General features: G+C 38.2%; 12 protein-coding genes. All 12 read right to left on the bottom strand.

The window, feature by feature from the left end; genetic code table 11:
* Positions 1–266: 266 nt before the first annotated feature.
* Positions 267–1,208: an iron-hydroxamate ABC transporter substrate-binding protein gene (locus VNN39_RS00990; RefSeq protein WP_270264725.1), complete on the bottom strand. Its 942-nt coding sequence runs from the start codon at positions 1,206–1,208 to the stop codon at positions 267–269.
* Between the two features lie 11 nt (positions 1,209–1,219).
* Complete coding sequence (locus VNN39_RS00995) at positions 1,220–2,158, bottom strand: FecCD family ABC transporter permease (RefSeq protein ID WP_165711360.1); 939 nt, start codon at positions 2,156–2,158, stop codon at positions 1,220–1,222.
* Complete coding sequence (locus tag VNN39_RS01000; RefSeq protein WP_252175638.1) at positions 2,155–3,105, bottom strand: FecCD family ABC transporter permease; 951 nt, start codon at positions 3,103–3,105, stop codon at positions 2,155–2,157. The genes VNN39_RS00995 and VNN39_RS01000 overlap by 4 nt, the downstream gene beginning before the upstream one ends.
* The gene (locus VNN39_RS01005; RefSeq protein WP_338998072.1) at positions 3,095–3,877 is read right to left on the bottom strand and encodes an ABC transporter ATP-binding protein; all 783 of its coding nucleotides are present in this window, start codon (positions 3,875–3,877) and stop codon (positions 3,095–3,097) included. The genes VNN39_RS01000 and VNN39_RS01005 overlap by 11 nt, the downstream gene beginning before the upstream one ends.
* Before the next feature lie 290 nt (positions 3,878–4,167).
* A complete protein-coding gene (gene yidD, locus VNN39_RS01010) occupies positions 4,168–4,434 on the bottom strand; it encodes a membrane protein insertion efficiency factor YidD (protein ID WP_017368942.1) in 267 nt (88 codons plus the stop codon).
* Between the two features lie 9 nt (positions 4,435–4,443).
* The gene (locus VNN39_RS01015; protein WP_338997703.1) at positions 4,444–6,186 is read right to left on the bottom strand and encodes a 1-deoxy-D-xylulose-5-phosphate synthase; all 1,743 of its coding nucleotides are present in this window, start codon (positions 6,184–6,186) and stop codon (positions 4,444–4,446) included.
* Between the two features lie 63 nt (positions 6,187–6,249).
* Complete coding sequence (locus VNN39_RS01020; RefSeq protein ID WP_017368940.1) at positions 6,250–7,659, bottom strand: sensor histidine kinase; 1,410 nt, start codon at positions 7,657–7,659, stop codon at positions 6,250–6,252.
* Between the two features lie 5 nt (positions 7,660–7,664).
* Positions 7,665–8,333: a response regulator transcription factor gene (locus tag VNN39_RS01025; protein WP_213438991.1), complete on the bottom strand. Its 669-nt coding sequence runs from the start codon at positions 8,331–8,333 to the stop codon at positions 7,665–7,667.
* 168 nt (positions 8,334–8,501) lie between these two features.
* Positions 8,502–9,482, bottom strand: a complete 981-nt coding sequence (locus VNN39_RS01030; RefSeq protein WP_017368939.1) for a LacI family DNA-binding transcriptional regulator — start codon at positions 9,480–9,482, stop codon at positions 8,502–8,504.
* A 26-nt stretch (positions 9,483–9,508) separates the two neighbouring features.
* Entirely contained in the window at positions 9,509–10,174 is a 666-nt protein-coding gene (pgmB, locus tag VNN39_RS01035; RefSeq protein ID WP_096368569.1) for a beta-phosphoglucomutase, read from the bottom strand.
* Entirely contained in the window at positions 10,167–12,431 is a 2,265-nt protein-coding gene (locus VNN39_RS01040) for a glycoside hydrolase family 65 protein (RefSeq protein WP_338997704.1), read from the bottom strand. The genes pgmB and VNN39_RS01040 overlap by 8 nt, the downstream gene beginning before the upstream one ends.
* Positions 12,432–12,455: 24 nt before the next feature.
* Positions 12,456–14,063, bottom strand: a complete 1,608-nt coding sequence (locus VNN39_RS01045; RefSeq protein WP_213495436.1) for an alpha-glucosidase — start codon at positions 14,061–14,063, stop codon at positions 12,456–12,458.
* Positions 14,064–14,066 lie beyond the last annotated feature (3 nt).

The raw sequence follows: 14,066 nt of genomic DNA on the forward strand, positions 1-14,066 counted from the left end.
AATCATGGTATTTCATCTCTCTTGTTTATGAAAAATTTCCTTTTTTAAAAAGGATCGTAAAATCCTTTTTTAGTTTTTAAGGTTTGAGGTTTTAACAGATCTACTATAAGCTTAATTTCATTATAGCAAAATAAAAGTTTAAAATTTTCTGTTTTTCTTGATTTCCTATAGTTTTTGGTCAAAAATGAAGCTTTAGATAACACTATCCTCTTTTTTGTCTAAAAAACTCTTGGAAAATCTTCCAAGAGTTAAGGTGCCCAGTTTTTTTATTTTGTTTGTTTTAATAAGGCTTCTGTATAATCAGTCAGTTGTGCCATCGAAGCTGTAGGCCCACCAAAGAAATAAACCTTGTCATAGTCCATTGTGATGACATGCCCTTCTTTAACTGCCTTGAGATTTTTCCATACTGGATTTTTTTGAAGTGCTTCATATTGTGCTTTATCTGCATTTTTAAAATCGATAAAAATATAGTCAGCATCGAAATCTTTGAGGCTTTCAGCATTGACTTCGGCATACCCTGTTCCTTTGGATAATTCAGACATTTTTGGTGATTCTTGGAATCCAAGACCACGCGTAAGCGCTTGTCCACCACGTGCAAAGTTATCACCATAAGCATAAATCTTGTCGCCTTGGAGCTCTAACAGGGAAATACTTGATTGCGCTGTATCTATACCTTGAGCTTTAAGGTTTGTTTTTTGTTCTTCAGCTTTTTTGTCAAAAGTTTTGAGAAACTCTTTCTTTTCATCTTCACGGTTCAACAATTTGGCAAAGAAATCCAAAGATTTATCCATATCATTCAAATCTTGATAGTTAACAAGTACAGTAGGTGCTACTTTTTCATAATCAGAAACTTGTGTTTTATCCACTGTCACAATCAAATCAGGCTTTTGACCAATAAGTTTTTCAATATTAAAGCTTGGCGAACCAAGATCAACCATATTTTCCTTTTGTTTATCTGACAAATAAGGATTAGGAAAAGCCCAAGAATCCGTCCCAATTACATTTCCACCTAAGGTTGCAACATCATCCGGATAATTCTGTACTGCAATACGTTCCGGATGCGCAGGAACTTCTACTTCACCATTCAAGGCAGTGAAGGTTACTTTTTCCTCTTTTTGGGATTGTGATACATCTGAGTTTGAACATGCAGAAAGACCCAAAAGTCCAACTGCTGCTAAAGCTATAGAATATAATTTAAGGTGTTTCATGAGATCCTCTTTCAAATTTTTTGTATTAAGTATATATAGTAAGGCGCACCTATGAGAGCAACAACAAAGCCAAGCGGTAAACTTGACGGTGCGATAATCATTTGCGATAAGCTATCTGCTAAAAGTAAAATAATCATTGAAATCAAAGCTGACGCCCAAGCCCGCTTTTTACTTTCAAATCCGACCAGCTCGCGAGCTATATGTGGTGCAATCAAGCCAATAAAGGCAAGACCGCCAACTAATAAAACGCCAATTGATGCAAAAAGTAGTGCCAATATATAAAATTGCATTTTACTCTTTTTCACATTTAAGCCAAGGCTTGTTGCCATTTCTTGACCCAAACTTAGTAAGTCTAGTTCTTTGCGAATCAAACTAAAAATTAATAAGCCAATAATTAACAGGACAAAAGTCAAACCTATAAACGCTTTATCTGTTTGCCAAATATCTCCTGATAACCAAACTGCCACTTGTTGAAAATCAAAACGGTTGATAGAAAGTTGCGCTAAGGTGATTAAGGCTTGAAAAAGAGCGGTAAGCCCTAAGCCAATCAGAAGGACTTGGATATTGCTTACATTTTTCCTTAGAGCAAGATGATAGAGTAAGGCAAAGGAAAAGACTGCACCCAATAGAGCAAATAAAGGATACATAAAGATCCAAGTGCCCGAAAGTTTTAACCATTGACTAATGAAAAGGAATAGCACCGCACCTGCACTTGCTCCACTTGTAATTCCAAGTGTACCCGCATCTGCTAAGGGGTTATCTACTACGGTCTGGATGATAAATCCAGCCATAGCCAAAGCCGTCCCCGCAATGAGCACAACCAATGTCCGCGGCATTCTAAACTGGGGAATCAGTATGGATAACAGATTCCAATCTGTAGAAAAGTGTGTCAAATCAATAATAATAAATGCAATCAGGAGTAAGACTAAAAATAAAAATTTCTTTTTCATTTTCCCTCCTGACTCATCATATAAATGAAGAAAATTGCACCGAATAAAAGGGTTAAACTACCTGCCGGAAATTCATAAGGCTTGAACAAATTACGGGCCAACAAATCTGCCACAAGTAAGAGCAGCACGCCCAATAAATTGCTCATAAAAAATCTTTTTAAAAAATGCCCACCGACAATTCGTCTTGCCAAATGTGGCGCCATGAGTCCAACAAAACTGATCACACCAACACTCGAAACTGTTACACCGCTTGCCAAAGCCACCATGACCATAATAAATAACCTTAGACGGTTTACGGAAATTCCTAGACTAGTGGCCATTTCTTCACCAAAGGCTAAAACTTTAATCTGATTTGCAAACAGGAGAACCATCGATACAAACAGAACAGTCACAACCATTAAAATTTCTAGTTTTAGTGGAGTAATTCCGGAAAACGACCCTACAATCCATAAAAAATAGGACTGCATATTTTTACTATAAAATGTCAAAATACTTGCAAGACTTGTCGCAAAAAGACCTACAGAGGTACCTACCAGCACAACCTTTATCGGTTGAAATTTACTTTTCACAGTGAGAACAGCTACCGTAACGAGAGCAACAAAAGCTCCTAAACTTGCTACAACGCTGCCTAACCATCCTCCTGTGGAAAGATTAAAAACTAAGAGAAGAGCAAGTGAAAAACTCGCACCTCCAGATATCCCCAATGTCGATATCTCGGCAATGGGATTCCCTGTCATACTTTGGACCAGAAGCCCACTACTGGAGAGGAGAATACCAACAAATACTAGAGCCAATAAACGCGGTAAACGTAAATGCAAGACGACACTCTCGTGCCAAATCTGGCTCAAACTATAGTTTTGATCACCGAGCATCAGATAAAGGAAAGACAGAAAGACAATCAACAACAGAGCAATTGTAACCTGATAAGAAAACTTCCTAATCTTCATTTTTAACCCCTGTAATCATAAGAGTTTGGCAGAAAAGATCACGTCCTAATCGAACATGTAATCCAAAGCTCTCATGAATAATTTTCTCTGTAAATAATTCTTCCACCGGGCCTGAAGCAAAGATTTCACCCTCTTTTACAATCACTAAATTATCCGCAAAACGCGCAGCGTGGTTTAAATCGTGGATGACATAAACTACTGTTTTGTTCATCTTTTTAGCAAAAGTTTTTAACAGTTTTAAAATATCAAGTTGGTGCAAAAGATCAAGATACGTTGTCGGCTCATCCAAAAGAATAATTTCACTGTCTTGCGCTAAAATCATCGTGATAAAAGCACGCTGACGCTGACCGCCAGAAAGCTGGGCAACTTGTTGGCTACGTAAATCCCAGATTTCGGTTTCCTTCATGACTTGTTCCACAAAGAGCTTGTCTGCTTCAGATAAGCTCTGCTGGGTAAGCTTTTGATGTGGAAAGCGGCCAAGACTGACCAGTTCATACACAGTTATATCACTCGGGGCTTGCATAGCTTGTGGAAGCAAGGTCAATATTTTAGCTATTTCTAGATTTTTACGATTAGAAAGGCATTCATCTTTATAAATAACTTCCCCTTCATACTTGATTAAACGTCCCAGGGCTTTGAGTAATGTCGACTTCCCTGAGCCATTTATTCCGATAATTGCTGTCGTTTTGCCTTGCTCAATTTCCAAAGATACATCTCTTAGAACCTGCTTTTTACCGTAATATACATTTAAATTTTTTGCCCCAAAATACATGAGTTCTTCCTTTTTAGCTCTAGTCACTCGAAGATGCCAATAATGTCAAATACTTTTTACATATTTAATTAAAGCATACTTTATAAAAGTTAACAAGTACTTTCTAAATTATTTTAAGCCAGATATTTTCTCTATCTTGACATTTTATTGTTTTACTTATCATGTGAGATTACAAGAGTAAAACCCCCAAGCCCAATGACTTGAAGGTTGTCCTGTTTACTTACTTTAAGTGTGGATTAGCTGAATCCCGCCTTGTAAATTTATCTACACCTATGATTATAACAAACTTTTTATGATTCTTTCTTATTTTCTTGTGGAATCTCGTGATTTCTCCTGAGTGAAAATTTATCAGGTACCAAATCATAACCTGGTTTACAGAATGGATGACACCTTAGAAGCCGGGAGGTTCCCATTGCAATTCCTTTTGTAGCTCCGTGCTTTTCAATAGCCTGAATCATATAATTTGAACACGTTGGATAATAGCGACAAGCTGGCGGTAAAAGAGGAGAGATAAACCTCTGATAACCATGCACAGTTTTAACTAAAACTTTTTTCATTTTTTCCTTTTATTTGAGAGCTTCTAGAATATCTGCAATCATCAATTCTGACGTCAAATGATAACGATCATAAAGCTCATCTACAGCAACAGAGTCATTAAACTCTTTATCTGCACCATAATTAAATATTTTCACACCAAATTGCCCAAGATAACCAGCAACTTTTTGACCAAAACCGCCATCAAGAATACCATCCTCGATGGTCACAAAGACTTTATGGTCCCCAGTCAATTCTTTCAAGGTTTTCTTATCAAGTTCTGCAACAAACATTGGATTAACTAGTGTAGCATTGATCTGTAATTTCTCCAGTTCTTCTGCTACTTTTTGACCGTGACTAAAAAGACCGCCCAAGGCCAGAATGGCAACTTCTTCACCTTTATGCGCAATTTCATACTGTGGCTTGCTGAAATCAGTCAAAACGGTTGACCGATTTTCTACACCATGCTCAGGGATTTGTAGCACTACTGGATTATCTTTTTGTGTCAGTGCCCAATCCAACATCGCTACAAGTTCTTCCTCGCTCGTAGGTGCCAAGTAGACTAAATCAGGAATGTTAGAGAGCATACCAATTGCAAAGCTTCCTTGATGGGTTTTATCTGAACCAGAGATGGAAGCTGATTTTACAATAACTACTGCCGGTTCTTTATTAATGGCTAAGTCGTGTAAAAATTGATCGTAAGCACGTTGCATAAAGGTTGAGTTATGAAAAATCATTGCACGCGCACCGCCTGCAGCAACAGCTCCACCAAAAGTAGTCACATATTGTTCCGCAATCCCAGCATCAACATAATTTTCAGGATACTTTTCAGCAAATTCCTTAAGATTATTCACCATCGGAATCCCACCATTGACTGCTACTAAAGGCATTCCCTCAGAAACTTTTTCTTCCATATAATCAAGAATAATGCGGGTATAATTTTTAGTCGAATTTACATTTTTCAAAGATCCGTCTGCTAAGTTGAAAGGAGAGCGCCAGTGGAAGGCTTCCTTCATGTCAACAGCAGGTTTATAACCATGTCCTTTTTCAGTATTGATATGTAAAACAATCGGATGCTTAATATCTTTTACTTCTTCAAAAAGAGAAATGAGTGCTTCAAGATTATTACCATCTGCTAGATACTTGTAATCTAATCCAAAAGCTTTAAACAGATTATTTGGTGATTGACCTTCTGTTGCACGTAATTCAGCTAATCCCTTATAAATTCCACCGTGATTTTCCGCAATAGACATTTGGTTATCATTGAGAATGAGGATGAAGTTTTTATTATACGCACCGGCATTACTGATGGCCTCTAAAGCTAAACCTCCGGAAAGTGAGCCATCACCTAAAATAGCAATGATATTCCCATCTTGTCCTGTTAAATCACGTGCTTTAGCCAACCCCATCGCATTTGCAACAGAAGTTGAGGTGTGTCCAACAGTGAAGAAATCATGTTCTGATTCATGTTGACTTGTATAACCCGTGATGTCATGAAAATGCCCATCTTGAAAACCGTGTTTACGTCCTGTTAGAATTTTGTGTGGATAAGTTTGGTGACTAACATCCCAAATAAATTTATCCACAGGCGACTGAAAGACTTTATGCAAAGCAATTGTTAATTCCACAACACCCAGATTTGGTCCTGTATGTCCCCCAATCTGGCTGACTTTATTCAGCACAGCTCCTCGAACATCTTGAGCAAGTTCTGTTAATTCAGCAGCGCTTAGCTTTTTTAAATCTGCTGGCGCATTTACTTTATCTAAAATAGTCATCTTTGCCTCTTTCTACTCGTTCTTTACTTTTATTTATAGTGCATAGGTTTACAACCTATTCTATTACTTTTTGGTCACTTTTGCTGATTTGGGAGATGGACTAGTCCTTAAACGGACGGTAAATTTTGTACCGCGTGGTTGATTATCTTCAACTGTAATTCGACCATTATGTGCCTCAGCTATTTGCTGTGCAAGAGATAATCCAAGACCTAAGCCCCCTTTTTGTCTTGTTCTCGCCTTATCCACACGGTAAAATCGGTCAAAGATTTTTTTCTTATCTGCTGCTGTAATGCCTTCTCCATTGTCAGATACACTAAGCAGAAGCGTTGCCCCATTTTTTTGGACATCAACTTGAATTTCACCATCTTCGCCTGTATATTTCATAGCATTATCAAACAAAATCGTTAAAAGTTGTTTTACTAAGCTTCGATCTAAGCTTAAAGATCCTTCAAATTTCAAAGAAGTTTTCAAGGCCTTCTCAGAGCTTTCTGCCAAGAGCTGATAATTGCTAAAGATAGCTTCAAAGAATTCCTTATCTGTTGGCTCAGGATTGGTTTTAATATTATTATCCTGTCGTGCCATGTTCAATAGATTTGTCGTCAAAAGCCGCATATTACGCACTTCTGAAAGACTTTCTGAGATATTTTCAGATTCTTCAATTATTGTAGCATTAGGATTTTGGAAAAGTAATTCTAAACGGTTTTGTAAAATAGCAAGTGGAGTTCGTAGCTCGTGGCTCGCATTTTCCACAAAAGCTTTCTGTTTTTCATAGGCAACCATAACGGGGCGTAGTGTCCAGTTAGCAAGATACAGACTAATAATCACGGAAATGAACCAAAACATGACCATTGTTGTAATAATAATAAAATTGCTCCGGCTCAAGCTATCTTGGAGCTGGTCCACGTTACTAAAGACTTGAATATAAGCAATATTACTTGCACCATAGGTTGTATCCAGATTTGATTGGGGCATTGCCAAAGTAACATAACGATAATGCCAGTCGGGTCCATAAGGATTTCTAATTGAGATGGACTTGATTTGTCCGAGCGCATCCTTATCTAACTTAGCTGTCTGCTCAAGTTGGTAGCGTACGAGGTCAACACGTATGATTTGTTGTTGGCTACTGCTTCCCGGCTTCGTTGCCTCAACACTGCCTGTCGGACCTAAGACATTGCCCTTTTCATCGTACATCACGATACTATTTGTTGGGCTATAATTTCCTTGATTAATTTCAAAAGTCCCCTGATTAACTCCTGCCTGATCAAGTGCTAAAGCCCTCAAAATATCTGGATTAGCTGCCAAATCTCGTAGATTTTGGTCAGTTGATTTATAGACTCCACTTGTAAGGACTTGTAAAATAATCACTGTAAGTGCAAAGAAAATGATTGTGAAATCTAGAAAAAAATGAAGGAAGTTTTTCCCATCATTTTTCACAATTGGCATCGATTTTATTTTTTCAATTATCTTTTTCATAAAGTTTACCGTAAAATATAGCCGACATTACGTAATGTAGCTAGATTTTGGGCAAAGTCTGTATCTTTAAGTTTTTTACGGATTTTACTCATATAAACTTCAACTACGGTTACTGTTGTGTCACTGTCAAAGCCCCAAATGCGGTCAAAGATTTGTTCTTTAGGCAAGATGACATTTTGGTTTTGCATCAAATAAACTACAAGATCAAATTCTTTACCGATTAATTCCACAGGTGTATCGTTCACAAAGGCTGACTTGTTTGTCAAGTTTAAACGTACATTGCCGTAAGAAAGTCCATTAGCATCTTCAAGCTTTCCTGTACGTTTTAAGAGTGCTTGAATACGCGCTTTTAACTCATCAAGATAGAAAGGCTTCGTCAAATAATCATCGGCTCCAACATCGAAGCCGTGCATTTTATCGTCTAAAGATTCCTTAGCAGTCATGATTAAGACTGGTGTGTCGATATTTTGGTCACGTAATTCTTTGAGTACTTCGAAGCCGTTTTTTTCAGGCAACATTAAATCTAGGAGGATTAAATCATAAATCCCCATTTCTGCTTCATAAAGTCCTTCTTCTCCATCAAAAACTTGTTTTACCTCAGCAAAAGATTTCAAGAAATCGTAAACTGATTTTGACAAAGAGAGGTCATCTTCAACTAATAATATTTTAATCATTGCATCCATCTTTCTTACACTAACGGGAAAATTTAAACGAGAAATTTACCCATCCTTCCCTTTATTTTACACTATTATGACCTTTTTTTCTTATTTAAAGCTAAAAGGAAGACAGAGTCAATTGTTTTTTGAGGAAGCTCCCAAATATAAAAACAGTGAAAAATCTTTTCACTGTTTTTCTTTAGGTGCTGTCGTTTCTCTTAAGATAAGCTCAAAAGGAATAATTGTTTTATCATGAAAGGCTTCCTTATTTTGTGTCAGCCCAAGAAATTTCTCCACGGTTGCTGCTCCAAGACGTACGATATTTATATCAAAGGTTGTCAGATAGGGGTGAACAAGTGTTGAAAATGCTGAGTTATTGTACGTAATCACACTGACATCTTCTGGCACTTTTATACCTTGTTCTGACAATCGAGAAATCACTTTCAAAGCTAAGACTTCATCCATAACAACAAGTCCCGTCTCATCTTTCAAAGTCATATTTTCTTCAAAAACAAGCAAGTTTGGCTTACTTTGTTTTTTCAGCATCTCATCTTGGTAACCTTGATAGCGCTCTTCAAAGACTTCACCATCTTTCGTATCGGTTACAAAAGAAATCTCCGAATGTCCTAAAGTCATCAAATATCTTGTTGCTTCATGCCCCATCAAGACATTGTCATTATCCACATGGGTAATTTCATTTTGCTTTTCTGTTGGTGTGCCTAAGAGGACGAAGGGGATCTTGTTATCGAAAAGATAATTGCGAACACTATCTGCTTTACCAGCATAAAGGACAATAAAACCATCCACACGTTTCTCGGAATACATCAGCTCAACCTGCTGCTTAAGCTCACTCTCTTGGTATCCAGTCACAACAGCAATTGAAACATCGTATTTACGTGCGGTTTCATTAATTGATGTCAAGACTTTCATATAGAAAGGTTGGTTTGATTTATCTTCAACAGGAGGAAAGACAACCCCAATTGTATTGGATTTGCCTGAAGCCAGAATCTGAGCCGCCACATTGCGCGTGTAGCCAAGTTCTTGCATTGCTTTTCTTACCTTAACTTTCGTCTTCTCGCTGATTTCCGAACTGTCTTTGAGAACACGGCTAACTGTTGAAGCATTCACACCCGCTTTTTTTGCTACATCTTTTATAGTAACGGCCATATATTATCTCCTGAATCTACTGTCTTCTACTTATTTTCCCAAACTTTTGTTAATAATTCAAGAGAGAGACTGTTTGTATTTGAAACTAAAGCAATATCCGTTCCTAAATCTTCAGCAGCACCCACACCTATAGGTAATGCACCTGCTGCTTTTATCGCTGTAATACCAGCCTGTGCATCTTCAATTCCTATACACGAAGTAATAGGAACGCCAACACCAGCGGCAGCAGCCAAAAAGATATCTGGCGCTGGTTTTGAAGCTGCAACTTTTGCTGGATCAGCAATGGCATCAAAATACGAACTCAATCCCATCGCCTCAAGAAGAAACGGACCATTTTTTGAAGCAGAAGCCAAGGCAATCTTGATGTTTTTCGCACGCAAATCTTTCAACAAATCTAGTATCCCGGGATAAATATCATCTGGTCCTACCTTCTGAATCATTTGGACATAGTTGTCATTTTTTCGTTGAGCAAGCTGGGCAAAAGTTTCATCATCATATGCTTCAAGCTTTCCACCAAGCTCCAATATCTTTCTCAAAGAATCCTCACGAGACACACCTTTTAATTGTTCATTAAAAGTTCGATCGACTCCATCTATTCCCAACTCTTCAGCCAAGGCTTTCCAAGCTTGAAAATGATACTCCGCGGTATCAGTTATTACACCGTCAAGGTCAAATAATACGGCTTTAAACATGTTTCACCTCTGCTTCATACTTGTCTTTCAATTGGACGGATTTACCATAAACTTCTAAGTCAATCGCTGCACCTTTGAGCAGTTCTATTTGAAGTTTGTCCCCCACACTGACTTTTATCAAACGATTACGATAGTTAATACGGAAACTGTAACCAGTCCAAGCTTTGGGAATGAAAGGCGCGAAACTTAACTGACCATCCCACGTTTTCATTTGAGCAAATCCCTGCACAATAGCCAACCATGAGCCGGTCATTGAGGTGATATGTAATCCATCCTCTGTATCGTTATTGTAGTTGTCCAAATCCAAACGCGCAGTCCGTTCATACATTTCAACCGCTTTATCTTCCATCCCAAGTTCAGCAGCTAAAATCGCGTGAATAGATGGAGAAAGTGAACTTTCATGAACAGTTAATGGCTCATAAAAGTTAAAGTTACGACGTTTTTCTTCCAAGCTATAGTGGTTGCCAAAGAAATAAATCCCTTGCAAAACATCTGCCTGTTTAATATATGGCGAGCGCAAAATACGATCCCATGACCAGTTTTGATTCAAAGGCAAGTGCTTAGAGTCTAAGTCTGCTACTGGTGTTAAATCTTTATCCAAAAAACCATCATGCTGTACAAAAATCCCCAACTCTTCGTCTGTTGGATAGTACATATGAGCAGTGATATCGTTCCATTTGGCCAGCTCTTCTGTTGAAACTTGTAGATCTGGTCGAGGGTATTTTGTCAAGCTCTCCATTGTATAATTTAAAACCCAAGCTGCCAATGTGTTGGTATACCAGTTATTATTGATATTATTTTCATATTCGTTCGGTCCTGTAACCCCATGAATCATGTAAGCTTTTTGTCGCTCCGAATAGTGAACACGGTCTGCCCAGAAGCGTGAAATTTCTACAAGTACTTCAAGACCTTCTTGAGCCAAATAGGTTTCATCACCGGTATAATTACTGTAATTATAAATAGCATAAGCTATAGCACCGTTACGGTGTATTTCCTCAAAAGTAATTTCCCACTCATTATGGCACTCAATACCTGTAAAAGTGACCATTGGATAAAGTGCTCCATCCAAACCTTGCTGTCTTGCATTGTGTTGTGCTTGGGGCAATTGTTTATGACGGTAGCGTAATAAGTTTTGCGTCACTTGCTGATCTGCTAAAGAAAGATAAAGCGGAACTGCATAGGCTTCAGTATCCCAATAAGTTGCTCCGCCATATTTCTCCCCAGTAAAGCCCTTAGGGCCAATATTAAGTCGTTCGTCTTCACCATAATATGTTGCAAAAAGTTGGAAGAGATTAAAACGAATTCCCTGTTGTGCTTGATCAGAACCTTTAATTTCAACATCCGCAAGTTCCCAACGCTTTGCCCATTCTTCTGCATGCTCTTGTAAAAGTTGTGCATAAGATTTCGCCTGAATTACTGCACTTAGTCCTGCTAAAGCTTCATGCATAGCAGCTAAATCACTATAATCACGGCTCGTCAGAACAAGTACACGTTTTTCAAAATGTAGTGTTTCCTGTTCCACAGTTGCTTCATGGTAATTAATAACTTTTTCTTCTTGAGTTTCTTGTCCTTGGGCTTGAAAGTCTCCTCTGAAGTTTTGTCCTGCTAATACAGTAAATTGTTCTACACCAAAAGGATTAGCAATCGTTTGATTGGCAATATATGCCCCTTCTTCATCGCCACCTTTGTCTAAAACGGTCCAGAATTTTTCTTCGTAATTTGAATCTTCATTGTGCACGTCAGCATCAATAAACGAAGCAGTACGTACTTTGTGCGATTGACCATCCACACTAGAGAATTTGAAAGAGAAGACAGCTAATTCTGGATGCACGATCGACATAAAACGCTCAACAGTAACAGCCACGCCAGCTTTTTCATAAGAATAAGAGAGAACTGCTTTTTGCATATCCAAGGAAAGATTGAAATTATTAATGCTATCGGTGTAGAGATCAACTTCTTCGTCATCAATAAAAATCGATACCCCTGAGAAGTTCAAGGCATTGATTGCTTTACCAAAATATTCTGGATAACCATTTTTCCACCAGCCTACACGTGTTTTATCTGGAAACCACACGCCTGCAATATATGTTCCCTGATGATGATCACCTGAGTACTTCTCTGAAAAATTACCGCGCATCCCCATATATCCGTTTCCGATTGAAGTTAAAGATTCCTGTAGACGACGTTCTTTCTTTTCTAATTTATTTGATTGAATATGCCAAGGATCAATTTCCATGATTCTGCTGATTTTTTTCATCTTTTTTCCTATCTTTTTCTTTTCTTACTTTTTCTTAAACACTTGATATTCCCAAGGAAGGAAAGTCATCTTTTTTTCCAACTTTCTTGGACGGCTTCCTAAAATATGCCGGTAACCTTCTGTCTCTAGTTTATTAAAGTCCAAATGTGCTTTTTTGGTACCTAAATTTGTAATAATTAAAAACGAATCGCGTTCATAAACAAAGGCTGTCAAATGTTGCTCAAACCAAAATTTTATCGCCCCACGCGCAATATCCTCTTCCTCATGACGAAGACGGATTAACACTTTATACAACTCGATAAGCTCGTGTGATTTTTCAGTGTTTACTTCCTTATAATCTGGATGAATTGGCATCCAAGGTTTGCCACTGGTAAATCCTGCATTTTGACTTGCATCCCATTGCATCGGTGTGCGAGAATGATCCCTACTGTTCGCCATCACTTTATCCAAGGCTTCACGTTCAATCATTCCCTCTGCTATCAGAGCTTCATACGCCTGTTTGATTTCAGTTGCATCTGTCTGAGTGATATCTGTGAAAGGAAAATTACTCATACCAATTTCCTGCCCCTGATAGATAAACGGTGTGCCTCTGAGAAGCATATAAGATACGGCCAAAGCTTTAGCGGACGCAAGGCTACCATCACCAAAACAACTGATTGCTCGTGGTTGATCATGATTTTCCAAATAAAGAGCATTCCACCCTCGCGTAAGCATATCCTTTTGCCAACGTATAATTGTCTTTTTGTAACCAAACATCCAGCCCTGACCAGCATGATCCTTCTGACGTACGTTATGTTCCAATTCAAAAATCATCTTAAGATATCCTGAGGTTGCATCCGTCCAATCAGGAGCATCAGTTGAAGTCACGCCTGAAGCTTCACCTACTGTTAAAGCCCCATATTCGTCAAATATTTCTTTTAAGTCAGCCATATAATCTTCGATGCCCGAGACATTCATAAAAGGCTTCCAAGGATCGTTTCCTCTTGGTGACTTGATTTTAAAGGACCAGTCTTCTTTTTGAATATGAGAAATCGCATCTAAACGAAAACCATCTATGCCTAACTCCAACCACCATCTAATCATCGTGTAGATTTCTTCACGCACTTGGGGATTTTTCCAGTTCAAGTCAGGTTGTTCTTTCGCAAAAACATGAAAATACGCTTGTTGAGTCTGTTCATCATAAGTCCAAGTTGACCCGCCAAAGAAAGATTGCCACTCATTTGGCATTTTTTCCGGTGTCGCATCTGCCCAGTGATAATAATCTCGATAGGGATTATCCTTTGATTTTTGACTTTCAATAAACCACGGATGTTGATCTGAAGTATGATTAACAACCAAATCCATAATGACTTTTATACCGTTCTCATGTGCTTTTCTCAGAAGTTCTTTTAAATCTTCCAAGCTACCAAAGCGCGCATCTATATTATAAAAGTCTGAAATATCGTAGCCACCGTCTACTTGTGGACTTGTGTAAATGGGGTTAAGCCAAATAAAATCTACCCCCAAATCTTTCAAGTAAGGTAACTTTTCGATAATTCCTTGCAAGTCACCCATCCCGTCACCATTACTGTCTTTAAAAGACTTGGGATAAATCTGATAACCTGTCCAATTCGCAAAAGCATCTTTTTTCATTTT

The organism is Lactococcus formosensis, assembly GCF_037892375.1.
In the GTDB taxonomy this organism is placed as follows: Bacteria; Bacillota; Bacilli; order Lactobacillales; family Streptococcaceae; genus Lactococcus; species Lactococcus formosensis.